Genomic DNA, 25,880 nt, shown 5'->3' with positions numbered 1-25,880 from the left:
GCCCTACTTGAAGGAGCCGTGACATGAAAGGCAAGCGAAGAAGACCGAGAACCGTGCTGCTGGTGGCGCTGGCCCTCGTCGCCGGACTCGGCGCCGCCGTCCCCGCCCACGCCGACGACCCGGCCTATCCCTTCCGTGACCCGAGCCTCTCCGTGGACGCCCGCGTCTCCGACCTCCTGTCCCGCCTCACCCTCGACGAGAAGATCTCCCTCCTCCACCAGTACGAGCCGGCCATCCCCCGCCTCGGCATCCAGTCCTTCCGCACCGGCACCGAGGCCCTGCACGGCGTGGCCTGGCTCGGCAAGGCGACGGTCTTCCCGCAGGCCGTCGGGCTGGCCTCCACCTGGGACCCGTCCCTGATCGAGCAGGTCGGCTCGGCGGTCGGCGACGAGGCCCGGGGCTTCCAGCAGACCCGCCCGGCCGGCTGGGGCCTGAACCTCTGGGCGCCCGTGGTCAACCTGCTGCGCGACCCGCGCTGGGGCCGCAACGAGGAGGGCTACTCCGAGGACCCGTACCTCACGGGCTCGATCTCCACGGCGTACGGCACGGGCCTGACGGGCGGCGACCCCGACCACCTCAAGACCGCCCCCACCATCAAGCACTTCCTCGCCAACAACAACGAGGTCAACAGGGACACCACCTCCTCCGAACTGCGCCCGCGCGTCCTGAAGGAGTACGACGAGCAGGCCTTCAAGCCGGCGATCGAGGCGGACGCGGCGACCGGCGTGATGTCGTCGTACAACCTCGTCAACGGCCGCCCGAACACGGTGAATCCGGCCCTCGACGACACCGTCCGCACCTGGACCTCGCAGCGGCTGCTCAACGTGACGGACGCCTTCGCGCCCGGCAACCTGGTCGGCAGCCAGAAGTACTACGGCACCCAGGCGGAGGCCGACGCGGCGGCGCTGAAGGCGGGCATCGACAGCTTCACCGACAACGACACGGACTCCGCCCCGACGACGACCGCGATCAAGTCGGCGCTGTCGTCCGGCCTGTTGAAGGAGTCGGACGTCGACAAGGCGGCCGGTGACGTCCTGGACATCCGGGTCCGGCTGGGCGAGTTCGATCCGGGCGGCGGCAAGTACGGCTCCATCGACGCCTCCGTCATCGACAGCCCGGCGCACCGCGCGCTGGCCCGCAAGTCGGCCACCGAGGCGGCCGTGCTGCTGAAGAACCAGTCGGGCGCGCTGCCGCTCAAGAAGTCCGCGAAGGACGTGGCCGTGGTCGGCCCGCTCGCCGACACGCTGTACACCGACTGGTACTCGGGGAGCCTGCCGTACGCGGTGACGCCCGCGCAGGGCATCTCGGCGAAGCTCGGCACGTCGGTCGCGAGCAGCGAGGGCGTGGACCGGATCGCGCTGAAGGACGCGGCGACCGGCAAGTACGTGACGGCGGGCACGGGGGACGCGGGCGCCGCGCTGAAGGAGTCGGCGGACACGGGCACGACGACCCAGTTCGACGTGTTCGACTGGGGCTCCGGCATCGTCACCCTGCGCTCGGCGGCCAACGGCAAGTACGTCGGCTACAACTGGTCGAACTTCGTCAACGACCAGGCCCAGCCGAACGGTTGGTTCGTGCAGCAGCAGTTCAAGCTGGAGGAGCAGACCGACGGCACGTACCTCCTCCGGTACGCCGGTTACGAGACTGCCGAGTCCTGGTGGTCGAACCCGGTCTACCTCGGCCCGACCGGCACGGACGGCACGCTCGGTCTGGTGTCGAAGGACCAGGCCGCCCACTACACGAAGGACGTCGTCCGCAGCGGTGTCGACGAGGCGGTGGCCGCGGTGAAGGGCAAGGACACGGCGGTGGTCGTGATCGGCTCCGACCCGTCGATCAACGGCCGCGAGGCCCACGACCGCACGGACATGGCCCTGGCCCCCGCCCAGGAATCCCTGGTCAGGGCGGTGCGCAAGGCCAACCCAAGCACAGTGGTGATCGTCGAGAACAGCTACCCGACCACCCTCGGCTCGCTCCAGAAGGAGGTCCCGGCCCTGCTGTGGACCACCCACGCGGGCCAGGAGACCGGCAACGCCCTCGCCGACCTCCTCTACGGCGACGCGAACCCCTCGGGCCGCCTCACCCAGACCTGGTACCAGTCCGAGTCCGACCTCCCCTCGATCCTCGACTACGACATCATCAAGTCGGACCGCACGTACCAGTACTTCAAGGGCCAGGCGCTCTACCCGTTCGGCTACGGCCTGTCGTACACCTCGTTCCGCTACGGCGAGTTGAAGCGCACGGGCGACGGCTACGAGATCCCGGTCACCAACACCGGCAGCCGCACCGGCGCCGAGGTCGTCCAGCTCTACACCCACCAGCGCACGTCCCGCGACAAGCAGCCGCTGAAGCAGCTGAAGTCCTTCCAGCGGGTGTCACTGAAGCCGGGCGAGACGAGGACGGTCCGGCTGAAGGTGCGCCAGTCCGACCTGGCGCACTGGGACGTCACCCGCTCCAAGTGGACGGTGGAGAGCGGCACTTACGACGTCCTGGTCGGCTCGTCCTCCACCGACGTCCGGGCCCGTACGACCTGGCAGGTGAAGGGCGAGACGATCCCGCCGCGCGACCTGTCCAAGGTCACGCGGGCCGAGAACTTCGACGACTACTCGGCCGTCGACCTGGTCGACGAGTCCAAGGCGAGCGGTACGGCGGTGTCGGCCGCGGCGGACGGCGCCTGGCTGAAGTTCGCGGACAGCCGCCTCGACGGTACGTCGGCCTTCTCGGCCCGCGTCGCCGGTGCCGCCGGCACGATCGAGGTACGCCGGGGCTCCCCCACGGGCACCCTGCTGGGCACGGCCCACACCGACGGGACGTCGTCGCCGTACACCTATGCGACGGCGAACGCGGCGCTCGCGCGGGCCAAGGGGCTGGGGGACGTTTACCTGGTCCTGTCGAAGGGCGTGCGCCTGTCGACATTCAACGTCGAATGACAGGACGAGGGCCCGGTGGTCTGTGACCACCGGGCCCTCAACATGGAGATTGTGGAGATGGCGGGAATCGAACCCGCGTCCAACGGTGCGGAATCAGGGCTTCTCCGTGTGCAGTTCGCTGCGATTTTCTCGGCCCCGGCGATCACGCGAACAAGTCGCCGACGGGCCCAGTCACTGTTTGATTTCCCTCTTCACCCCGTGACCAGGATCAAGGTTTAGTCCCCTAGCTGATGCCAGGATCCGGGTCGGGAACACCCCCGGGCTGACACTCCCATTAAGGAGCTATTCGATCACTACCTGATCAGGCAGCGAGAGCGAAGAGCTCGGGAGAATCGCTCTTGGAATTGGCGATTATTTTTTGCGACATATGGTTTACGAGATCATTGCCGCTTCCTCGACACGCTTCCCCTGCTTCGACAGCCGCTGTCGAAACCGATCATCCCCATGTTGTGTTTTCAATGCTCACACCGGGTTCCCCCGGTGTTGGTGCCATCGTACGTGACCAACGCACGCCGATGCCACCGTATTCCCCGCCGGTCAGGCGCCCCGCTGCTTCCGCTTCGCCGCCGCGATCGCCCGGTCCGACTCCCGCCGGTCCTGCTTCTCCCGCAGCGTCTGCCGCTTGTCGTACTCCTTCTTGCCTCGCGCGAGCGCGATCTCGGCCTTCGCCCGGCCGTCCTTGAAGTACAGGGCGAGGGGCACGATCGTGTGACCCGTCTCCTGCGCCTTGGACTCCAGCTTGTCGATCTCCTCGCGGTGCAGCAGCAGCTTGCGCTTGCGGCGTGCGGAGTGGTTGGTCCAGCTGCCCTGGTGGTACTCCGGGATGTGCGCGTTGTGCAGCCACGCCTCGCCCCGGTCGATCTGGACGAAGCCGTCGGTCAGCGAGGTCCGTCCTTCGCGCAGCGACTTGACCTCGGTGCCGGTCAGCACGAGGCCGGCCTCGTAGGTGTCGACGATCGCGTAGTCGTGCCGGGCCTTCTTGTTCTGGGCGACGATCTTCCGCTTGCCACCCTTCTCGCCGTCGCGAGCCTTGGCAGCACTCCCACCCTGCTTGGGCTGGGACTCCTTCGGTACGTACATTCCCTTGCTCATAGTGCCGTCCATTTTCGCACTAGGAAGGGGTGCCGCGGCCAGTCCTTATCAGCGCGAGGACAGCGCCCCGTCAGGGGCGCGGGGAACTGCGCGACCAGCCACGACGCACCCGCAGCCGACCGACAACCCCTCAGTCCGCGTCGCCCAGCCCACTGAGCACGGTCTCCGCCCTCTGCACAGCCGCCTGCGAATCCGCCCGAGCCACCGGCAGATCCGGTGTGATCCCCTGCCCGTCCACGCTCCGCCCCGACGGCGTCCGATAGTGCCCCACGGTCAGCTCGGCGACGGACCCGCCCGGCAACCGGCTCGGCATCTGCACCGACCCCTTGCCGAAGGTCCGGGACCCCACGACCACCGCACGCCCACGGTCCTGCAGTGCCCCGGTCAACAACTCGGCCGCACTCATCGTCCCCCCGTCGACGAGCGCGACCAGAGGTCTGGTGGTGTCGCCCCCGGCATCGGCGTGCAGCGCCTGCTGCTCCCCGTTCACGTCGTACGTCGCGACCAGCCCCCCGTCCAGGAAGGCGGACGCCGTGGTCACGGCCTCGGTGACCAGCCCCCCGGAGTTCCCGCGCAGGTCGAGGATGAAGCCGGTGCCGACCGGAGCGTTCCGGACGGCGGTACGGACAAGGTCCCCGACGCCCTTGGTGAACGCGGCGATCTTGATGACGGTGACCCCGCCGGCGAGCTTCCGAACGGTGACCGAGTCCGTGGACAGCCGCGCCCGCCGCAGCGTCTCGGTCCACGCGTGCGCGCCCCGCTGCAGACCCAGCTGCACCGCCGTACCCGCCGCCGCGTCCGTCGCGTCGCCGCGCAGTAAGGAGACGACCTCGGTGACCGGGCGGCCGTCCACCGGCGCCCCGTCGATGCTGCGCAGCCGGTCGCCGCCGCGGATGCCGGCCGCGGCCGCGGGCGACCCGGAGGCCACCTTCGTCACCTCGATACGTCCGTCCCGCTCGCGCCGGGCCCACAGCCCGACGCCGGTGTACTGGCCGTCGAGGGCCTCCTCGAACTCCTCGTACTCGCCCTCGGAGTAGACGGCCCCCCAGCGGTCCCCGCTGCGGCTCACGGCGCGCTCGGCGGCCTCCATCGGGGACTTGCCGTCGGCGAGGGCCTCCTCGGCGGCCTTGGCGACGTCCTCGTGATGCCCGGCCGGGACGGCCGAACGGGCCTCGCCGGCCGCGGATTTCCGGTCGGTCTCGGGAAAGGAGCCGGTCGCGGCGGCCGCGACGACCACGCTCGCGAAGAGCAATGTCAGGGCCGCCCCGCGGCGGATGCGGCGGGGCTGACAGAACAGGTCTCGGCCTGACATGCCGGTGAGTCTAGGACAACGCGAAGGGCCGTACGGCTTCTTGACCGTACGGCCCTCTTGGCATGTGTCACACCTTCAGGTACTTGCGCAGCGCGAAGAACGCGGCCAGCGCGGGCATCAGCAGACTCGTGGCCAGGATGAGCGGGAGTTTCGTGAGCACGGCGTCCCAGCCGATGAAATTGATCAGATTCAGCTTGTGGGACAGGTCGAGTCCGTGATCGATGATGAAGTACCGCGCGATCACCAGGAATCCGCAGGCGACCGTCCCGCCGATCAGCCCGGCGACCGCGGCCTCCATGATGAACGGCGCCTGGATGTAGAAGCCGGAGGCACCCACCAGCCGCATGATCCCGGTCTCACGCCGGCGGCTGAACGCGGAGACGCGCACGGTGTTGACGATCAGCATCAGCGCGACGACCAGCATCAGCGCCATCACCGCCCGCGCGGCCCAGTTCATGCCGTTGAGCAGCCCGAAGAGGTTGTCCAGGATCCCCTTCTGGTCCTGCACCGACTGCACGCCGTCCCGCCCGTCGAAGGCGGTCGCGATGACCTGGTACTTCTCCGGGTCCTTGAGCTTGATGCGGTACGACTCCTGCATCTGGTCCGGGGTGAGGGAGCTGGCCAGCGGGGAGTCGCCGAACTGCTCCTTGTAGTGCTTGTACGCCTCGTCCTGCGACTCGTAGGTCACCTTCTGGACGACGTCCATCTTGTCCAGGTCGGACTTGATCTGCTTCTTCTGGTCGTCGGTGACCGCGCCCTTGGCGCAGTTCGGGTCGGACTCGGCGTCGCTCTTGTTGCAGAGGAAGATCGAGACGTTGACCTTGTCGTACCAGTAGCCCTTCATGGTGCTGACCTGGTCGCTCATCAGGAGCGACCCGCCGAACAGGGCGAGCGACAGGGCGACGGAGACGATGACGGCGAAGGTCATCGTCAGGTTGCGGCGGAGACCGACACCGATCTCGGACAGTACGAACTGGGCGCGCATGGCGTCTTCTTCAGGCCTTTCCGTGGATCGTCTGCAGACGGCTCGAGTCGGCGGTCAGTGCTGGTAGCCGTAGACGCCGCGGGCCTGGTCGCGGACGAGGCGGCCCTTCTCCAGCTCGATGACGCGCTTGCGCATCTGGTCCACGATGTTCTGGTCGTGCGTGGCCATCACGACGGTCGTGCCCGTCCGGTTGATCCGGTCGAGCAGCTTCATGATGCCGACGGAGGTCTGCGGGTCGAGGTTGCCGGTGGGCTCGTCGGCGATCAGCAGCTTGGGCCGGTTCACGAAGGCGCGCGCGATCGCCACGCGCTGCTGCTCACCACCGGACAGCTCCCCGGGCATCCGCTCCTCCTTGCCGCCGAGGCCGACGAGGTCGAGCACCTGGGGGACGGACTTGCGGATCTCGCCCTTGGACTTGCCGATCACCTCCTGCGCGAAGGCGACGTTCTCGGCGACCGTCTTGTTCGGCAGCAGCCGGAAGTCCTGGAAGACGGTCCCCAGCTGGCGGCGCATCTGCGGCACCTTCCAGTTGGACAGGCGCGCGAGGTCCTTGCCCAGGACGTGCACCTGACCGTGACTGCACCGCTCCTCGCGGAGGATCAGCCGCAGAAAGGTGGACTTTCCGGAGCCGGAGGAGCCCACGAGGAAGACGAACTCGCCCTTCTCCACTTCCAGGGACACATCCCTGAGTGCAGGACGGGTCTGCTTGGGGTAGACCTTGGAGACGTTGTCGAATCGGATCACGGGTGCACCACGGGTCGCCGGGGGTAGATGAGCGTGACCATACGCGAGTCAGGCACGCAACCGCAGGCACGGGCATAGGTTGCGTACGTGATGGGCGTTATGTGCACGTCGCAGCCGCGAGACGAAGAGCACGCACCCCCCGCAGGCGACCCCCGCGCAGCCTCCGGAGGAACCTGGCACAGTAGGGGGAGGGAACGTTCGCCGACCCACGGACGTTCTCATGACGGAACCGTTGGTCAAGGAGGGCGAGGCGCATGACGTACGACCGGCTGGTGTGCGCGAACTGCGCGGCGCCCGTGAGCGAGGGCCGGTGCCCCGTGTGCCGCGCGAACCGCGAGCGGCTGCAGCAGGAGAACTTCATGGCGGGGCTCAACCCCATGGCACTCATCGCCCTCCTGGCGGTGCTGATCGCAGCCGTGGCGCTGCTGGCGCACCAGACCGCATAGGGCATCCGCAGACGGAGAAGGGCCCGGAGCGTGTGACACGCTCCGGGCCCTTCGTCGTACGACATCCGTACGCTCCGTAGGCGCACGCCTACTGTCGGCTACCGTCAGGCAGCCGCACCGCCACGGCCGCTCACCAGGCGCGGGAGCACCCGGAAGCCGATGCCGCCGGCGATCATCGTGGCCGCACCGACGAGCAGGAACGCGGTCTGGCCGGCACCGGTCTCGGCGAGCTGGTCGCCGCTGCCCTGGGCCGAGGTGTCCGAACCGGTGTCGGTGAGGGCCGAGGAGCCCTCCTCCTGGGCGGAGTTGTCGTTGCTGCCGCCGTTGGGGTCGGTGTCGTTGCCACCGGTGGAGCTGGAGCCGCCCGAGGTGCTGCTGCCGCCGGTGCTGCTGTCACCACCGGAGGTGCTGCCGCCGCTCGTGCTGCCGCCCGTGGTGGTGTCACCGCCGGTCGTGGTGTCACCGCCGGTCGTCGTGTCACCGCCCGTGGTGGTGTCGCCGCCGGTGGTGGTGTCGCCACCCGTGGTGGTGTCACCGCCGGTCGTCGTGTCGCCACCGGTCGTGGTGTCACCGCCGATCAGGCCACCGATGCTGGTGTCGCCGCCGGTCGTGGTGTCACCGCCGGTCGTCGTGTCGCCACCCGTGGTGGTGTCACCGCCGGTGGTGGTGTCACCGCCGGTCGTGTCGCCGCCCGTGGTGTCACCGCCGATCACGCCGGCGATGGCGCCACCGTCGGTGCCGCCGTCGCTCGTGCCACCGTCCGTGTCACCGGCGTCGAGGGTGACACCGACATTGGCGTCGAGGGCGGAAGCGGCACCGGCGGCGGTCAGCGAGGCGCCGGCCGCGATCACGACACCGGCCGCTATCCGCGCGATACGGACGCGCGTCTTCTTGGTCATCTGGTTGCTACCCCCAGTAGCTCATCGTCAGTAGGCGGCGCTCGGGGGCCGTGATCGACGGAGGCAGGAGGCTGCGCTGGACCTTCCCCCGGTTCACATGCGCCCCAGAGATACGCATGCCGCGCTTAACCCTTCCCATTTTTCAAAGCAACGTCAAGGCCGTTGCGTGCGCAATGTCCACTTGCGACTCGTTTACTGGGAGTTGGAACCTGTGAGTGTGATGTAAAACCCAGACAAACGACAACTGCCGCCCCGGGGGCGGCAGTTACCAAGTCGACAAAGCAACTCGTTACGGCTACTTCTCCTGCTGCTTGCGCCAGCGAATACCGGCCTCCAGGAACCCGTCGATCTCGCCGTTGAACACGGCCTCCGGGTTGCCGACCTCGAAGTCGGTGCGCAGGTCCTTGACCATCTGGTACGGGTGCAGCACGTACGACCGCATCTGGTTGCCCCAGGAGTTGCCGCCGTCGCCCTTGAGGGCGTCCATCTTGGCCTGCTCCTCCTGGCGGCGCCGCTCCAGCAGCTTGGCCTGGAGGACGTTCATCGCGGTGGCCTTGTTCTGGATCTGCGACCGCTCGTTCTGACAGGAGACGACGATGCCGGTGGGGATGTGGGTGAGCCGCACCGCGGAGTCGGTGGTGTTGACGCCCTGGCCGCCGGGCCCGGAGGACCGGTACACGTCCACGCGCAGCTCGGACTCGTCGATCTCGATGTGGTCGGTCTGCTCGACCACGGGCAGCACCTCGACACCGGCGAACGAGGTCTGCCGGCGCCCCTGGTTGTCGAAGGGCGAGATCCGCACGAGCCGGTGCGTGCCCTGCTCGACCGAGAGCGTGCCGTAGGCGTACGGCACCTGCACGGAGAAGGTGGTGGACTTGATGCCCGCCTCTTCCGCGTACGAGGTCTCGATGAGCTCGGTCTTGTAGCCGTGCTGCTCCGCCCAGCGCAGGTACATGCGCTGCAGCTTCTCCGCGAAGTCGGCGGCGTCGACGCCGCCGGCCTCCGCGCGGATGTTGACGAGCGCCTCCCGGGAGTCGTACTCACCGCTCAGCAGCGTCCGGACCTCCATCTCGTCCAGCGCCTTCTTGACGGCGGCGAGCTCGGACTCGGCCTCGGCGCGGGTGTCCGGGTCGTCCTCCTCCTCGGCCATCTCGAAGAGAACGCCGAGGTCGTCGATGCGACCGCGGAGGGCCTCGGCCTTCCGCACCTCCGCCTGGAGGTGGGACAGCTTGCTGGTGATCTTCTGCGCCTCGTCCGGGTTGTCCCACAGGGACGGCGCGGCCGCCTGCTCCTCGAGCACGGCGATGTCTGCCCTCAGCTTGTCGAGGTCCAGAACGGCCTCGATCGACTCCATGGTCGAGGAGAGGGACTTGAGCTCTTCGGATACGTCGACGACTGCCACGCCTCCAGCCTAACGGCTGTGGCAACCGAACCTTGCCGTGCGGCAGCCCTGCCCTGTGACCGGCGCCTTTGCCCTGGGGGCCCGCCCCCAGCCCCCCCGGATCCCTCGCCCACCCACCACCCGTTTCCAGTCGGCCAAGAAGCGGAGCCGCTCGTTCACCTCTCGGCCAACCGGAAACGGGTGGTGGGTGGGCATAGGTCTTGGGGGTCCAGGGGGCGGAGCCCCCTGGGGCGTTCACGGGGACGCCGGTGCCGTGCTTGAGGGGCCCGGGGTCGCGCCCGCGTCGTCGCCCGACGTCGCCCACCACGTGCCGACCCCCACCGCCGCCACCAGGGCCACCGCGGCCGCCCCCAGCGTGATCCGCCGGCGCCGCGTCACCGCACGGTTCCGCGCCGACCCCGGCCGCCGAGCCCCCGTCGGCCTCGGCACCCGCGCCGTACCCCGCGCCCCGCCCGCCAGCTCGTCCGGCCCGGGCACCCTCATGGACGTATGCGTGTCACGGTTGGAGTCGGCCGGCTTCGCGCCCGGCACGAGAGGGACCGCGCCCCGCCGCCGTACCGGCTCCCCCGCCGGTACCGCCGCCTCGCCGTACGCCTCCTCGGCCTCCTCCGGCTCCGCGTCCGGCTCGTCCACGTCCAGCGGCGGCATGCCCGCGACCAGCGGCAGCAGTTCCCTGAGCCGTGCGCCCAGCTCGGAGGCGCGCAACCGGGAGGCCGGGGCCTTGGCCAGGCACTGGACGATCAGCTGCCACAGCTCGTCCGGGATGCCGGGGAGCGGGGCGACCGTCTCCGTGACGTGGCGGCGCAGGACGGCCCCCGGGTGCCCGCCGCCGAAGGGGGTGAAGCCGGCCAGGAGCTCGTAGAGGACGGTCGCGAGGGCGTAGATGTCGACCGCGGCCCTCGGCGGGAGGCCCTCGACGATCTCCGGGGCCAGGTAGTCCGGCGTGCCGATGATCTTCGTGGCACGGGTGCGGCGCGGGGAGTCGATGAGCTTGGCGACCCCGAAGTCGGTCAGCAGGGCCGGGTGGGAGCCGCCGGGCCCGAGCGGGCCCTGCATGTCGAGGAGCACGTTCTCCGGCTTCACGTCCCGGTGCACGACCCCGGCGGCATGCGCGGCCGCGAGCCCGTCCGCGATGTCGGCGACTATCGCGACCGCGGCCGCGGGGGCCAGCCGCCGGTCGCGGTCGAGGCGGGTGCGCAGATCGGTGCCGCGGACCAGGTCCATGACGAGGGCCAGGTCGTTGCCGTCCACGACGAGGTCCCGTACCGACACGACGTTCGGGTGCTCCAGGCCGAGCAGCGCCGTGCGCTCCTGGACGAAGCGTCCGACGAGTTCCTGGTCGGAGGCGAGATCCTCGCGCAGCAGCTTCACGGCGACGGGCCCGTCCGGCCCCTCGCCCAGCCACACCGTGCCGGCGCTGCCCCGCCCCAGGATCTGGTTCGCGGTGTACCGGCTGCCGATCTTCCGTCCCAAGACTGCTCCTACCGACGCGTGTTGTCGCTGCTGCGCCATTCCGGGGGATAACCCCCGGACCCCCAGCCGACAGAGACCAGAACCCCCAGCCGATAAAACTACGCGTCGGACGAGCCAACGTTCACCGCGGAGACGGAAATCACCCGCTGGATGTCGACAAATCCCCAAACCAAGCGCTATTTCAGGGCGGCGGAACGCTATTTCGTGGCGTTTCCGAGGTCCCCGATCCACCCGGTGACGGTGTTGAACATGTCGGTCAGCTGCTGCCAGTAGCTCTTGGTCGTGCCGATCCAGTCCTGCAGCGGACTGAACTCCCAGACCAGCCACCCGGCCACGAACAGGATGACGATCGTGAACAGGCACCCCTTGAGGCAGCCGAGCCCGGGGATCTTCATCCGGTTGGGGCTGGGCTGCCGCGGCTGCCGCGGCTCCCGGACGGGCCGCTCCTGCTCGGGCGGCGGCGCGTAACGCTGCGGCTGCCGGTGCTGCGGCGGGGCGTACTGCTGCGGCTGTTGCTGCTGCGGATAGCCGTAACCCTGCGGCGGTCCCTGGGGCCGGCGCTGCTGCTGGGGGCGCTGCGGCGGCTGCTGCGGCCGGGCGACCTGGCGCTGCGGGCGGCGGCGCAGCGGGTCCTCGTTCGGGTCGAGGTACTGGACCTGCGTCTGTTCGTTGCGGTCGCGGGCCGCGCGCAGCTGGTTCTGCCAGGGATGCGGCTGCTCGGGCTGCTGCCCCGCCTGTCCCGGCTGCCCCTGCGGCATGGGCGGCATGACCGCCGTCGGGTCGGCCGCTCCGGTGTTCGGGAGTACGGCGGTGGGGTCGGCGGCGCCGACCGGGCCGGGCCTGCCGGTGTGCGGCATGACGTTGGTCGCGGCGTTCGGGTCGTAGGCACCGGCGCCGCTGTGCGGCAGGACCTGGGTCGGGTCGGCGGAGCCGGGGACCGTGGCCGGGGCGAGGTCGGGGCCGAGCAGCGCGCCGACCGCCTCCGCGGCGGCGATCTGCCCGCTGTTCGCGTGCACGCCGACGCCCTCGGCGACGACGCGCAGCCCGCGGGCGAGGTTCTCGGCGCTCGGCCGCTCGTCCGGGTTCTTGCGCAGGCAGCGCTCGATGACCGTCCACAGGGGGTCCGGGACCGTGGACGGGCGGCGCGGCTCGGCGCTGAGGTGCTGGTGGAGGACTTCGAGCGCGCTGCCGCCGGAGAACGGCGGACGGCCGGTGACCAGCTCGTACAGCAGGATTCCGGCGCCGTAGATGTCGACGGCGGAGGTCTGCGGGCGGCCCTCGGCGGACTCCGGCGCGACGTACGCGGGCGTGCCGACGAACTCGTGGGTGCGGGTCAGGCCCGGGGAGTCGGCGAGGCGGGCGATGCCGAAGTCGGTGAGCATCGGGTGCATCTGGCCGCCCTGCTGGGCGAGCAGCACGTTGGCCGGCTTCAGGTCGCGGTGGACTACGCCGTCGGCGTGGCTGGCGGCGAGCGCGTCCGCGATCTGGGCGGTGAGCAGGGCGGCGCCGACCGGGCTGAAGGGGCCGCTCTCGCGCAGGTAGCGGTGCAGGTCGGGGCCCTCGACGAGGTCCATGACCAGCGCCAGCAGATCGCCCTCGACGACCAGGTCGCGCACCCGCACGATGTTCGGGTGCGTCAGCCGGAGCAGGACGGAGCGCTCGCGCAGGAACCGCATCACGATGTCGGGGTCGCTCGCGAGCTCTTCCTTGAGGACCTTGATCGCGACCATCTCGCCGGGCTGACCGGGCACGGCGGCCTCGGCCCCGGCGGTCTCCCGCTGGCGGGCTCGCCAGACGGTGCCCGTGGCGCCGCGCCCGAGCGGCTCCTCGAGCAGGTACTTGCTGCCTACCGGCCGCACGTCATGCGCTCCCTGCTGATTGCTTGCGTTCCGACCCACTGTAGTGCCGAGGGTCGCCGGACCGGGTTCTCATCTTTCTGTGCGTCTTACGTACCGGTTGTCGTACATGTTCGAAGGAAAGACGCTCGACTCGGTCCAGCCGGTTGCCCGACCCGGACGTGACCGATCTCAAGCGGTCACGAGTGAAGTACTGATCAGGCACTTTTGAGGGCAGAGCCGACCAATCAAGATCACTTGTGCCGGGAGCGTGGGCGCATTGTCAGTGGCAGGTGCGAGGATGCGTGCAGTACTTGGCCGACGTGCTCGTGTGGGGTGGGGGGTAGTCCGCGCCCGCGCAGACTCGCGCAGAAGGGACCGCTGACGGCGATGCAGATCCGGCTGACCGTCGTAGACCCGCTGGGCCCGCCCGAGCGGGCTCGGGGCCGCACCGCGAGCTGCGACGTACTGGTCACGGCACCCGCCGGCACGGCCCTGGCCGCGGTGGCCTCGGCCCTCGCCTCGGCGGTCTCCGGCGACGGGGGCGCGGGCCAGGCGGAGCGCGCCCGCGAGAGCGGCGGACCGGTGGTGCTGTACGCGGGTGCGGAGCGGCTCGACGACCGCCGCTGCACCCTCGGCGAGCCCCCGCTGATCGACGGCGCGGTGCTGTCCCTCGGTGCACCGGCCGAGCCCGAGCCCCACCCCGAGCTGGACGACGCCCCGACCCAGCTGCACGTGGTCGCGGGCCCGGACGCGGGCGGCGTCCACCTCCTGCACGGCGGCGAGATCCGCATCGGCCGCTCGGCCGACGCCGACGTCCCCCTCGACGACCCGGACGTCTCCCGCTTCCACTGCGCCATAACGGTCACGGCGGACGACCGGGTCGCGGTCACCGACCTGGGCTCCACCAACGGCACGACCCTGGACGGCACGCGCGTACACACCCGCCCGGTCCGGGTCACACCGGGCGCGCTGCTGAGGATCGGCGAGTCGGCCCTGCGGGTGGCGGCGGCCGGGGGGCCGGGAGCGCGGGTGGCTACTACGCCGGATGGGGAGGGGCATGTGCGGGTGGCCTCCGGCGGGTCCGCGGGTGCGGCCGGGACTGCGGGGGCTGCGAGCGGTTACGCGAGGGCTGGCGGGGCGGAGGGCGGCTCCGGGGGCGCGGCGCGGGCGGATGGACCCGGAGGCGGTTTCACCAGCGCGGGCTCGGGCCGCGCGGAGGGCCTGCCGGCCGGAGCAGGTGCCGGGGACCAGAGGCCTGGCGGACACTCCGCCCGCACGGGCAGGCGCGAGCAGCCCGGCGGCGGGGGCGGTTCGGCGCCGGTGCCGCACGCGCGTGTGGCCGACGGCGGTGATACGACAGCCACGGCCTCGCGGGAGACGCGGAGCGCCCAGGCCGCCCAGGCCGCCCAGGCGCACACGTCCGCCGAGCCGCCGGTGGTGCCGGGGCAGGGCGGGGCGCCACGGATCGAGAGCCGGGGGGCCGGGCGTTCCGGTGGCATCCCGGCCGACGGCGGGGACACGCACGCCGGTCGGTTCGGTGCGCTGGCGTGGGGGACGCCGGGCGGTGACGGCATGTCCGACCCGCACACACCGGCGCACGGCACTGCGGCCCATGAGGGATCGTCAGGTGCACGCGCGCGTGGAGCAGAGGGCTCGGACCCCGTGAGCTCGCCGGACTCCGAACCCCACGGAACCGGCCGCCGCAAGGGCACGCCCCTCCGTGGCACCGACGTACCCGTCGGCGTGCGCAAGCGTGGCGGGCTCTCGGCGTGGGCCCGACGGTTGGCCGGGAGCCGCGGGGAGCACGGCTCGGACGAGCGTGAGGTGTACGACGACGGAGACGGCCCCGACACCACGGCCGGCCCCACCCCCGCCGCCGGCCCTCAACTCCCGGAAACCTGGCCGGACCCCGCGGCCCTGCTGCTCACCGCGCTCGGACCGGGGCCTCGGCTGTGGGAGCGCGGGCCCGGACACCCGGAGGCCCTCACCGTGCGGCTCGGCACGGCGGACCGGCCCGCACCCGACGGTTCCGGTCTGCTGCCCGCCGTTCCCGTGACCGCGGATCTGCGCGAGGCCGGTGCGCTGGGCCTGGCCGGCCCCCGCGCCCGGCTCTCCGGGCTGGCCCGCGCGGTGCTGGCCCAGCTCACCGCGCTGCACTCACCGGAGAACCTGGAACTCGTCCTGATCAGCGCGGACCGTTCGCGCCCCTTGGAGGAGCGCACGGCGGAGTGGTCCTGGCTGGGCTGGCTCCCGCATCTGCGCCCCGGCCACGGCCAGGACTGCCGCCTCCTGCTGGCCTACGACCGCGAACAGGCGACGGCCCGCACGGAGGAGCTCCTACGACGCCTGGAGGACCAGCAGGCGGAGCGCCGGACGGGCGGGCGGGCGACGGGAGCGGCCCGCTCGACGGCAGGGACGGCTGCGGCGGCCAGGGTCCCGAGCGCTCCCGGTGCACTCGCCGAACCCGGCACCCCCGACGGTACCCGCACCCCACCCCGCGGTGCCGCCCGGCGTCCCTCCTGGGCCCGGGACGACGAGCCGGACGACGGCTTCGCCGGGCCGTACACCGTGGTCGTCGTCGACGGCGACCCCGGCGGCGCCGATGTCCGCCAGGCGGTGGCACGGCTGGCGTCGGAGGGCCCGTCCGTCGGCATACACGTCGTCTGTCTCGCCGAGACGGCGTCCGCATCGCCCGCGTCCCCGGTGGCGGAGACGTACGAGGCGGCCTGCGCGGTGGCTCCGGCGTTCCGGGAGTGCGGCGCGGTCGCGCTGCTGAGCGGCGACGTGGCGACGGCACTGCGGCTGATGCGAGTGGCAGGAAGCGGCGCACTCGACGCGGGCGCGGCGGGTACGCCGGGCACGCCCGGAGTGCCGGGATCCACGGGCTCCACCACGGCCGGCACAGCTACGACAACCACCGCGGTCACCGGCCCCACCGACCTCCTCGCCTCGGCGGACCAGACCCGCCCCGCTCACCACCCCTCCCACCCGGGCGACACCACAGACCAGATCCCGGTCCCGGCGAACTCCACCCCGCACCCCGCCCCCATACCCCCCGGCACAGTCGCCCGAGTGGACGCCGTCTCCCTCCCCTGGGCCGAGCGTTTCGCGCGGGCGCTCGCGCCGCTGCGGCTCGACGGCGCGTCCGCCGAGCGGCTCGCGCGGGTCTCCGTGCCGTTGCCCCAAGCGGCCCGATTGCTGGACGAGTTGGGGCTGGCCCGCGCCACCCCGGCGTCGCTGATGGCGCGCTGGGCCGACGCGGCGGACGACACCGAGTCGCTCGGCGGACGTGCCTGGGCCGTGCTCGGCGCCGGTCCGCGCGGCCCGGTCTGCGCGGACCTCGCCGCCGACGGACCGCACCTCCTGATCGAGGGCCCGGCGGGCAGCGGCCGTACGGAGCTGCTGCGTGCCGTGGTCGCCTCGCTGGCCGCCGCCGAGCGCCCCGACCGCCTCGGCATCGTCCTGATGGACGGCCGGGACAGCGTGGGCGCGGGCGCGGGACACGGCGACGGACTGCGTGTGTGCACGGACGTCCCGCATGTGACGACCCATCTGACCGCCAACGACCCCGTCCGGATGCGGGAGTTCGCCCAGTCCCTGAGCGCCGAGCTGAAGCGCCGGGCCGAGCTGCTCGGCCGTTCCGACTTCGCCGAGTGGCACACGGGCCGCGAGCTGTCGGGCCGTATGGTCGCCCAGCGCCCCGTGTCGGCGGGGGCGGGCGACCTGGACTCCCCGCCCAGCTCGACGATCCGGCTCCGCCCGGGCGCGGCCCGCCGGCAGACGGAGGCGGCGCCGCCGCTGCCCCGCCTGGTCGTGGTCGTGGACGACCTGGACGCCCTGGTCTCCCCCGCCCTCGGCTCCCCCGGCCGCCCGGCCGCGGGCTCGGTGATGCGGGCGCTGGAGGCGGTGGCGAGGGAGGGCGCGCGGCTGGGCGTCCACCTGGTGGCGGCGACGGGCCCCGACGGCCGTACCGCGGAGACCGAACCGGCACGCCGGGCCACCCTCCGCGTGGCCCTGGACGCCCCGGAGGCCTCCCCCGAGGCCCCGGCCCCGGGCCGCGGCCGGCTCACGACCCCGGACGGCCGAACCACGCCGTTCCAGGGCGGGCGAGTCACCGGCCGTATCCCCCGCACCGCGACCCTGCGCCCCACGGTGGTGCCCCTGGACTGGCAGCGCATGGGGGACCCGCCGACTCGCCGGCCGGTCCGCGAACTGGGCAACGGGCCCACGGATCTGGCCCTCCTGGCAAGCGCCCTGGAGCGGGCGGCGCGGGAAGTCTCGGCGTCGGAGGTGCCGTCGCTGCTGTAAGACCCTGCCCACCCCCGCACCTGGTCACGAGCGGATCACGATCCCCGGGTTGACACGGAACGCACTCTTGCCGCCCTACACCCGTCGGCGTAGACCAGATCGCACGGGACAGCGCTCGACGTTCGACGACGAACGAAGAACGGGGCAGTGATGCGCACCACGAGCAGCAAGAACGGGACACGCAGGGCAACCAGGACGGCCGCCGCTCTCCTCGCGGGAGCGCTCGCCCTGGCACTGTCGGGATGCGGTGGCGACGACAACAAGAGCGACGGCGGAGGCAGCTCCGAAAGCAGCAGCGGGCTCAAGCTCCCCAGTCTCAGCGGCCAGACCCTGGAGGTCGCCGCCGTCTGGACCGGCGCCGAGCAGGACAACTTCATGAAGGTGATGGACGAGTTCAAGAAGCGCACCGGGGCGAAGGTCAACTTCGTGCCGACCGGCAACAACACGTCCACCTTCCTCGGTACCAAGATCCAGGGCGGCAAGCCGCCGGACGTCGCGTTCCTGCCCCAGGTCGGTGTGCTGCACCAGTTCGCGGACAAGGGCTGGCTCAAGCCGCTCGGCGCGGACGCCAAGGCCCAGCTCACCAAGAACTTCTCGAAGGGCTGGGTCGACCTCGGCGCCTGGAAGGGCACCCAGTACGGCGTCTACGCGAAGGCCGCCAACAAGTCGCTGGTCTGGTACAACACCAACGCCTTCGACGCGGCCGGCATCTCCGCCGTACCGAAGACGTGGAAGGACTTCCTGAGCACGGCGCAGACGCTGTCGGACGCGGGCTCCCCGGCCGTGTCGATCGGCGGCGCGGACGGCTGGACGCTCACCGACTGGTTCGAGAACGTCTATCTCTCGCAGGCGGGCCCGGACAAGTACGACCAGCTGGCCGCCCACAAGATCAAGTGGACGGATCCGTCCGTCAAGGAGGCCCTGACCACGCTCGCCCAGCTGTGGGGCAAGAACGACCTGATCGCGGGCGGCAACAAGGGCGCGCTGAACACGGAGTTCCCGAAGTCGGTCACCCAGACCTTCTCCGGTGACACCCCGGCGGGCATGGTCTTCGAGGGCGACTTCGTGGCCGCGAACATCAACGGCGACACCAAGGCGAAGCTGGGCACGGACGCGAAGGTGTTCCCGTTCCCGGCGGTCGGCAGCGAGTCGCCGGTGGTCAGCGGCGGTGACGTGGCGGTGGCGCTGAAGGACAGCAAGGGCGCCCAGGCGCTACTGACCTTCCTGGCCTCGACGGACGCGGCCGAGGTCTGGGCGGCGCAGGGCGGCATCCTCTCCCCGAACAAGGAGATGGACCAGTCGAAGTACAAGGACGCGATCACCAAGCAGATCGCCCAGCAGCTGATCGCGGCCGGTGACAACTTCCGCTTCGACATGTCCGACCAGGCCCCCGCGGCCTTCGGCGGCACGGCCGGTGTCGGCGAGTGGAAGGACCTGCAGGACTTCCTGCGCAACCCGAAGGACGTCGCGGGCACCCAGCAGAAGCTGGAGGCCGACGCGGCCAAGGCCTACGGCTCCGGCTGACGGCCGACATGACTTCGGTGGCGAACTCGACGGGGGGCGCCGGCGCACTGCCGGCGCCCGCCGCCGAACCGGGCAAGAGCGTCACGGGGACGCGGCTGTGGGTGGCGGTGCTGTTCCTGCTGCCCGCGCTCGTCCTCCTCGGGGCGCTCGTGGTCTACCCGATCGGGTACTCGATCTGGCGCAGTCTCTACGACGCCGACGGCTCCGGCTTCGTGGGGCTGAAGAACTACGGCGACATCTTCTCCAACGACGCCACGCTGACCGCCGTACGCAACACGGCGATCTGGGTCGCGGTGGCGCCCGCGATCGTCACCGCGCTGGGGCTGATCTTCGCGGTGCTGACCGAACGGGTGCGCTGGGGTACGGCGTTCAAGCTGATCGTCTTCATGCCGATGGCGATCTCGATGCTCGCGGCCGGCATCATCTTCCGGCTGGTCTACGAGCAGGACCCCAACCTGGGGGCCGCGAACGCGGTGGCGAAGTCCATCCACGACACGTTCGTCTCGTCGTCCGTCTACCCCAACGCCCGGCCGAACGCGGCGGTCAGCGATCTCAAGCCGTCCGGGGGCGGCTCGTTCACCACGACCGGCACCGTGCGGGCCGGCACCCCGGCCATGCTCCCGCTGGTCGGCATCGCGCCCAACAAGCTGCCGGGCAGCCCCGAGAACGCGAAGACGGCGAGCGGCTCCGGCATCACCGGCACCGTCTGGCTGGACTTCAAGCTGGGCGGCGGCGGTACGAAGGGCAAGGTCGACCCGGGTGAGAAGGCGCTCAAGGGCGTCAAGGTCGAGGCGGTGAAGGGCGGCAAGGTGGTCGCCTCCGCCAAGAGCGGCGCGGACGGCACCTTCACGCTGCCCGCCTCCGCCGACGGGGCCCAACTGCGGTTGCCGGCCTCGAACTTCTCGGCGCCGTACAACGGGATCGACTGGCTCGGCCCGACGCTGGTGACGCCCGCGATCATCGGGGCGTACGTGTGGATGTGGGCGGGCTTCGCGATGGTGCTGATCGCGGCCGGGCTGGCCGGAGTGGACCGAAATCTCCTCGAAGCGGCCCGGGTGGACGGTGCCAACGAGTGGCAGGTCTTCAGAAGGGTCACGGTCCCCCTGCTCTCGCCCGTCCTGGTCGTCGTCCTCATCACGCTGATGATCAACGTGATGAAGATCTTCGACCTGGTCTACATCATCGCGCCGCAGCCCAGTCAGGACGACGCCAACGTCCTTGCCCTGCAGCTGTTCCTGTCGTCCTTCGGGGGCGGCGGCAACGAGGGCGTCGGCAGCGCGATCGGCGTGATCCTGCTGCTGCTCGTGCTGCCGGTGATGTTCGTGAACATCCGCCGGCTGAGGAGGGAGCGTCAACGATGACCACTCTCGACACGGCCGTGCGCGGCAAGCGTTCCTTCGCCTCCCGGGTGGCGAGCGGTACGGCGGGCGGGGTGATGCGGATCTTCCTGATCCTGGTCGCCGTGTTCTGGCTGGTGCCCACCTTCGGGCTGCTGGTCTCCTCGTTCCGCGACCCGACGGACATCGCCACCTCGGGCTGGTGGAAGGTGTTCACGGCACCCAGCCAGCTCACCGCCAAGAGCTACCAGTCGCTGCTGGAGAAGGACGCGATCACGCACGCGTTCTTCAACACCATCTGGATCACGGTCCCGGCCACCCTGCTGGTGGTGCTGCTGGGCGCGATGGCCGGATACGCCTTCGCCTGGATGGACTTCAAGGGCCGCGACTGGTGGTTCCTGGTCGTGGTGGCGCTGCTGGTCGTACCGGTGCAGGTGGCGCTGATCCCGCTGGCCGATCTCTTCGGCAAGATCGGGATCTTCGGCGACATCATCGGCGTGGTGCTGTTCCACGTCGGCTTCGGACTGCCGTTCGCCATCTTCCTGTTGCGCAACTTCTTCGCGGAGATCCCGCGGGAACTCCTGGAGGCGGCGCGGCTGGACGGCGCCGGCGAGACCCGGCTGTTCCTCACCGTCGTACTGCCGCTGGGTGCTCCGGCGATCGCCTCGCTGGGGATCTTCCAGTTCCTGTGGGTGTGGAACGACATGCTGGTCGCGCTGGTGTTCTCCAACGCCGAGTCGCAGCCGCTGACGGTCGCACTCCAGCAGCAGGTACGGCAGTTCGGCAACAACATCGACGTGCTGGCGCCCGGCGCGTTCATCTCGATGGTGGTCCCGCTGGTCGTGTTCTTCGCGTTCCAGCGGCAGTTCGTGTCCGGCGTCATGGCGGGCGCGGTCAAGTAGCCGGAAAGCAAGGCGAAAGGGGGACGCCGTTCACCTGGTGTCCCCCTTATGCCGTACGAAACCGTAACCAAGTCACTCCATCGGCCGTTCCCGGGCAAGGCCCCGTCGTCCGCGCCGACCCCATGGATGTGCCTTGCCCAGGTTCAGTGTCATCGTCCCCGCGTACAAGGTTCAGGCGTATCTCCACGAATGCCTGGAATCGGTGCTGTCGCAGTCGTATCCCGATCTGGAGCTGATCGCGGTCGACGACTGCTCGCCGGACGGATCCGGCGCGGTCATCGACGAGTTCGCGGCGCGCGACCCGCGCGTGCGCCCCCTGCACCTGGCCGAGAACCGGGGCCTGGGCGGCGCCCGCAACGCCGGTCTGGAGAAGGCCACCGGCGACTACCTGGTCTTCCTCGACGGCGACGACACCCTCACCCCGCACGCGCTGCGCTCGATCGCCGACCGGCTGAAGGAGACCGGCGAGCCGGACGTCCTGGTCTACGACTACGCGCGCACCTTCTGGACCGGCGAGACGGTCCGCAACATCGTCTCCGTCCAGCTCACCGAACAGGGCCCGGCCCCCTTCCGCCTGGAGGACCGCCCGGGCCTGCTGCATCTGCTGATGGTGGCCTGGAACAAGGCGTACCGGCGGGAGTTCGTCGAGCGCGAGGGCTTCGCCTTCCCGCCCGGCTACTACGAGGACACCCCGTGGACCTTCCCGGTCCTGCTGTCGGCGGAGTCGATCGCGACCCTCGACCGGGTCTGCGTGTACTACCGCCAGCGCCGCCGGGGCAACATCCTCTCCACCACCAGCCGCAGCCACTTCGACATCTTCGAGCAGTACGACCGTGTCTTCGCGTTCCTCGACGCGCGCCCCGAACTCGCGCGCTGGCGGCCGGTGTTGTTCCGCCGCATGGTCGACCACCTGGCGAAGGTCCTGGCCCGCCGCGACCGTCTCCCGCGCGGCTCGCGCGCCGAGTTCCTGCGCAGGGCCCGCGCCCACTACCGCCGTCACCGCGTCCCCGGAGCCCCCGTCCCGTTGAGCTCGCGTCTCCACCACACTCTGATCCGCTGGGGCCTGCACCGCACCTACCGCACCCTCCAGTCGGCCGCCGCCGGCCGCCGCCGCACGGCCAAGCTCACGGTCAAACTCCTGCGTGCGACAAGGGGGCTGGCCCTCCGCGTCCACTACCGCGTCCAGCTCCGCCTCCCCCTGCGCGCCGACCGCGCCGTCTTCACCACGCACGACGGCCGCGCCCACACCTGCAACCCCGGCGCCCTGGAGGAGGCCTTCCGCACCCACGCACCGCGCATCCGCACGTCCTGGCTCCCCCGCCCCGACACGGCCGCCCACTGGACCGCCCTGGCCCGCTCCAAGTACCTGGTCTCCAACGGCGAGTTCGAGCCCCGCCTGGTCAAGCGACCCGGCCAGGTCCTGGTCCAGACCCACCAGGGCACCCCGCTCGGCCACATGGGCCTCGACCTCCAGGAACGCCCGGCGGCAGCACGGGACCTGGACTTCGAGCGGCTGCTCGACGGCGTCGACAAGTGGGACTACGTCCTGTCCGCCAACCGCCACTCGACCCTCGTCTGGGAGCGGGTCCACCCGGGCACGTACACCACCCTCGAATACGGCCTCCCCCGCAACGACGTGTTCCAGAAGGCCACTTCGGCCGACGTCACCCGCATCCGCGACTCCCTCGGCATCGCGGCCGACACCGTCGCGATCCTCTACGCCCCCGTCCACCGCGACCACCGCCGCACCCAGCGCTGCCCCCTCGACCTGGAACGCGTCCTGAGCCGCCTCGGCCCCCGCTACGTCGTCCTGGCCCGCACCCCCGGCCCCGTCCCGCACAGCACCCGGATCATCGACGTCACCGGTCACCCGAGCGTCGAGCAACTCGCCCTCGCCTCGGACGTGTTGGTCACCGACTACGCGCCCCTGATGTTCGACTACGCGGGCCTGGACCGGCCGATCGTGATCCACGCCCCCGACGACGACTGGGCGGCGTACCGTGCGGCCCGCGGCACCTACTTCGACCTGCGCGCCTTCCCGCCGGGCGCGGTCGCCCGCAGCGAGGACGAGCTGATCGACATCTTCGCCACCGGCCACTGGCGCGGCTCCCGCTCCGTCCAGCTGCGCTCGGCCTTCCGCGAGCGCTTCTGCCCGTACGACGACGGCCGCGCCGCCGAGCGGGTCGTACGGCATGTCGTCCTCGGGGAGACCGGCCGGCCGCCGGTCGTCCCGCTCGCCGAGCGGCATCCCGTGCCCTCCGCGGCTGCGGGCCTCGCGCGCTCCCCGCAAGCCACAGTGCCCCAACCCGGCGGTCCGCTGACCGTCACCGACAGCCTCTGAACGCCGTTCCCACTCCGGGGAGTTCACATGTCCTCCAGCCCCTCGCGACCCACACCGAGCCGGCCGTCCACCTGGCGTCCCGCGGGGCGGCCGGGGCGCTGACGGCACCCGTACCTCCCGCCCGAACGACCCTGAGAGAAAGAGCAGAATGCCCCGCTTCAGCATCATCGTCCCGTCCCATGGGGTGGCCGGCCGGCTGTCCCAGGCGCTGGACTCGGTCCTCGCGCAGTCCTTCGGCGACTTCGAGCTGATCCCGGTCTGCGACGCCCCGGACGCGCCCGCGGCGGACGTCACCGCCGGGTACGCCGAGCGGGACTCCCGGGTGAGCCCGGTGCACTCGCCGCCGTCGGCCGGTCTGGCCGGGGCGCGCAACGCCGGGATGCGGGCGGCGACCGGCGCGTATCTGCTGTTCCTCGACGGCGACGACACCCTGGCCCCGGGCGCGCTGACCGCCCTGGACACCCGGCTCACGGAGACCGGCGACGTGGACGTCCTGTACGCCGAGCACGAGCGCGTCCCCTGGTGGGACGGCGAGCCCACCAACCCGGCCGAGCTGCTCCTGCCGAAGACCCCGGCCGGCCCCTTCGCCCTCGACCAGGTCCCGCAGCTGACCGGCGTCCAGCTCCCGGCGTGGAGCGCGGTCTACCGCCGGGCCTTCCTCGTCGGCCACCAACTCACCTTCCCCGACGGCCACTTCACGGACGTCGGCTTCGGCGGCCTGGTCGTGCTGCGGGCCGAGAAGGCGGCGGTGCTGCGCCAGGTCGTCGTACGGCATCTCGCGCGCCGGCAGGGCAACCGGCTGAGCCTGCCGGGCGCACACCACCTCGAACTCCTCGACCAGACCGAGCTGGTGCTGACCCGGGCCGCCGAACTGGGCCTGCACGAGGAGCGGTTGGTCCCGCTCTTCGACCACCTCTTCGCGACCGTCCTCAAAACGGCCGCCCATCCCCGCCGCCTGCGCACCGGCCGCCGCGCCTTCTTCCGCCGGGCGAGCGCGCTCTACCGTGGCCACCGCCCGGCCGGCTTCCGCACCCCGGCCGGCAGCCTCGGCGTACAGCACCGGCTGCTCGCGAGCGGTTCGTACGCGGCCTTCCGGGCCCTGCGCGGCGCCAACCAGTCGGCGGTGCGGGCCCTCGAACTCCTGCCGCGCCCGCGGGGTCTGCGCACCCGCCTCCAGTACCGGCGTGCGCTGCGCCGTCCGCTCGACCCCAACCTCGCCGTGTACTGCGCCTATTGGGGCCGCGGCTACGCCTGCAACCCGGCCGCGATCCACGCGAAGGCGCGCGAACTCGCCCCGCACATCCGCTCGGTGTTCCTCGTCGAGCCCGACCAGGCGCACACCGTGCCGAAGGACATCGAGTACGCGGTCATCGGCACCGCGAAGTACTGGGACGTCCTCGCCCGCGCCAAGTACCTGATCAACAACGCCAACTTCGCGGACGCCGTCGTCAAGCGCGAGGGCAGCGTGCACCTGTCGACGCAGCACGGCACCCCGCTGAAGAAGATGGGCGTCGACCAGGCGACGTACCCCGTGGTCGCCGCCGCGACCGGCAGCTTCACCAAGCTGCTGGCCCGCGTCGACCGCTGGGACTACAACCTCACCTCCAACGCGCACTCGACCCAGATGTGGGAGCGCGCCTTCCCGGCCGCGCACGAGACCCTCGAGTACGGCTATCCGCGCAACGACGTCTACTACACGGCGACCGCGCACGATGTGGCCCGTATCCGGCAGGAGTTGGGGATCCCGGAGGGCAAGACCGCCGTCCTGTACGCCCCCACCCACCGCGACTACCACACCGGCTTCGAGACCGGCCTCGACCTGGAGGCCTTCTGCGAGGAGGCCGGCGAGGACGTGGTGGTCCTGCTGCGCGCCCACTACTTCTACGACAAGGGTGCCGCCCGGACCACCGGCCGGATCATCGACGTCACCGCGCACCGCTCCTCCGAGGACGTGTGCCTGGCCGCCGACGCGCTGATCACCGACTACTCGTCCATCATGTTCGACTACGCCAACCTGGACCGGCCCGTTGTCGTGTACGCCGACGACTGGGACGTCTACCGGGAGACCCGGGGCGTCTACTTCGACCTGATGGAGCACCCGCCGGGGCCCGTCGCCCGCACCCCCGGTGAGCTGGCCCGGATCTTCCGCGACGGCTCCTGGGCGGGGCCGGAGTCCACCGCCGCGCGGGCCGCGTTCCGTGAGCGCTTCTGCGGGTTCGACGACGGTCGCGCCGCCGAGCGCGTCGTACGCCGGGTGCTGCTCGGTGAGCCGCCCGAGTCGATCCCGCCCGTGATCCCCCTCGCCGAGCGCGTCCCGGCCCCCGCCGCCACTCTCGTAAGGAGCCGCTGA

General features: G+C 71.2%; 16 protein-coding genes and 1 other RNA gene. 8 read left to right on the top strand and 9 right to left on the bottom strand.

Annotated features, from left to right (window positions below; translation table 11 throughout):
- Positions 1–23: 23 nt before the first annotated feature.
- Positions 24–2,927 carry a glycoside hydrolase family 3 C-terminal domain-containing protein gene (locus ABZ848_RS32840; RefSeq protein ID WP_360837807.1) on the top strand — a complete coding sequence of 968 codons (2,904 nt, stop codon included), beginning with the start codon at positions 24–26 and terminating at the stop codon, positions 2,925–2,927.
- A gap of 49 nt (positions 2,928–2,976) precedes the next feature.
- On the opposite strand, the gene ssrA is transcribed toward ABZ848_RS32840, so the two are convergent.
- The 5 genes from ssrA to ftsE all read right to left on the bottom strand — a co-directional run bounded on the left by ssrA (position 2,977) and on the right by ftsE (position 7,060).
- Positions 2,977–3,371: a transfer-messenger RNA gene (gene ssrA / locus ABZ848_RS32835) on the bottom strand.
- 93 nt (positions 3,372–3,464) lie between these two features.
- On the bottom strand, positions 3,465–4,007 hold the full coding sequence (smpB, locus tag ABZ848_RS32830) for an SsrA-binding protein SmpB (protein WP_360837971.1): 543 nt from the start codon (positions 4,005–4,007) through the stop codon (positions 3,465–3,467).
- A 142-nt stretch (positions 4,008–4,149) separates the two neighbouring features.
- Positions 4,150–5,331 carry a S41 family peptidase gene (locus tag ABZ848_RS32825; RefSeq protein ID WP_360837805.1) on the bottom strand — a complete coding sequence of 394 codons (1,182 nt, stop codon included), beginning with the start codon at positions 5,329–5,331 and terminating at the stop codon, positions 4,150–4,152.
- A 67-nt stretch (positions 5,332–5,398) separates the two neighbouring features.
- Positions 5,399–6,316 (bottom strand): permease-like cell division protein FtsX, encoded by a 918-nt coding sequence (ftsX, locus tag ABZ848_RS32820; RefSeq protein ID WP_360837803.1) that lies wholly within the window; start codon positions 6,314–6,316, stop codon positions 5,399–5,401.
- A 54-nt stretch (positions 6,317–6,370) separates the two neighbouring features.
- Positions 6,371–7,060 (bottom strand): cell division ATP-binding protein FtsE, encoded by a 690-nt coding sequence (gene ftsE, locus ABZ848_RS32815; protein ID WP_133046264.1) that lies wholly within the window; start codon positions 7,058–7,060, stop codon positions 6,371–6,373.
- A 254-nt stretch (positions 7,061–7,314) separates the two neighbouring features.
- Here ftsE and ABZ848_RS32810 point away from each other — a divergent pair, with 254 nt between their 5' ends.
- Positions 7,315–7,506 (top strand): hypothetical protein, encoded by a 192-nt coding sequence (locus tag ABZ848_RS32810; protein ID WP_242772886.1) that lies wholly within the window; start codon positions 7,315–7,317, stop codon positions 7,504–7,506.
- A gap of 104 nt (positions 7,507–7,610) precedes the next feature.
- Here the strand turns inward: ABZ848_RS32810 and ABZ848_RS32805 are convergent, their stop codons facing one another.
- The 4 genes from ABZ848_RS32805 to ABZ848_RS32790 form a co-directional block, all read right to left on the bottom strand.
- Positions 7,611–8,405 (bottom strand): hypothetical protein, encoded by a 795-nt coding sequence (locus ABZ848_RS32805; protein WP_360837801.1) that lies wholly within the window; start codon positions 8,403–8,405, stop codon positions 7,611–7,613.
- Between the two features lie 295 nt (positions 8,406–8,700).
- A complete protein-coding gene (gene prfB / locus ABZ848_RS32800; RefSeq protein WP_360837800.1) occupies positions 8,701–9,807 on the bottom strand; it encodes a peptide chain release factor 2 in 1,107 nt (368 codons plus the stop codon).
- 234 nt (positions 9,808–10,041) lie between these two features.
- The gene (locus tag ABZ848_RS32795; RefSeq protein ID WP_360837798.1) at positions 10,042–11,280 is read right to left on the bottom strand and encodes a serine/threonine-protein kinase; all 1,239 of its coding nucleotides are present in this window, start codon (positions 11,278–11,280) and stop codon (positions 10,042–10,044) included.
- 197 nt (positions 11,281–11,477) lie between these two features.
- A complete protein-coding gene (locus ABZ848_RS32790; RefSeq protein WP_360837797.1) occupies positions 11,478–13,139 on the bottom strand; it encodes a serine/threonine-protein kinase in 1,662 nt (553 codons plus the stop codon).
- 366 nt (positions 13,140–13,505) lie between these two features.
- On the opposite strand from ABZ848_RS32790, the gene ABZ848_RS32785 reads away from it, so the two are divergent.
- The 6 genes from ABZ848_RS32785 to ABZ848_RS32760 all read left to right on the top strand — a co-directional run bounded on the left by ABZ848_RS32785 (position 13,506) and on the right by ABZ848_RS32760 (position 25,880).
- Positions 13,506–17,426, top strand: a complete 3,921-nt coding sequence (locus ABZ848_RS32785) for an FHA domain-containing protein (protein WP_360837796.1) — start codon at positions 13,506–13,508, stop codon at positions 17,424–17,426.
- 150 nt (positions 17,427–17,576) lie between these two features.
- Positions 17,577–18,950, top strand: coding sequence for an ABC transporter substrate-binding protein (locus ABZ848_RS32780; protein ID WP_360837794.1), 1,374 nt, complete (start codon positions 17,577–17,579; stop codon positions 18,948–18,950).
- A gap of 8 nt (positions 18,951–18,958) precedes the next feature.
- Positions 18,959–20,311: a sugar ABC transporter permease gene (locus ABZ848_RS32775; RefSeq protein ID WP_360837792.1), complete on the top strand. Its 1,353-nt coding sequence runs from the start codon at positions 18,959–18,961 to the stop codon at positions 20,309–20,311.
- Entirely contained in the window at positions 20,308–21,189 is an 882-nt protein-coding gene (locus ABZ848_RS32770; protein WP_360837790.1) for a carbohydrate ABC transporter permease, read from the top strand. Before ABZ848_RS32775 ends, ABZ848_RS32770 begins: the two co-directional genes overlap by 4 nt.
- A gap of 133 nt (positions 21,190–21,322) precedes the next feature.
- On the top strand, positions 21,323–23,530 hold the full coding sequence (locus ABZ848_RS32765; RefSeq protein ID WP_360837788.1) for a bifunctional glycosyltransferase family 2 protein/CDP-glycerol:glycerophosphate glycerophosphotransferase: 2,208 nt from the start codon (positions 21,323–21,325) through the stop codon (positions 23,528–23,530).
- A 148-nt stretch (positions 23,531–23,678) separates the two neighbouring features.
- Positions 23,679–25,880 (top strand): CDP-glycerol glycerophosphotransferase family protein, encoded by a 2,202-nt coding sequence (locus ABZ848_RS32760; RefSeq protein WP_360837786.1) that lies wholly within the window; start codon positions 23,679–23,681, stop codon positions 25,878–25,880.

The sequence above is a fragment of the Streptomyces sp. NPDC047081 genome, assembly GCF_040643775.1.
GTDB lineage: Bacteria > Actinomycetota > Actinomycetes > Streptomycetales > Streptomycetaceae > Streptomyces.
Note: the sequence above shows the minus strand (reverse complement) of the source record. Positions and strands in the feature narration are given on the sequence as shown.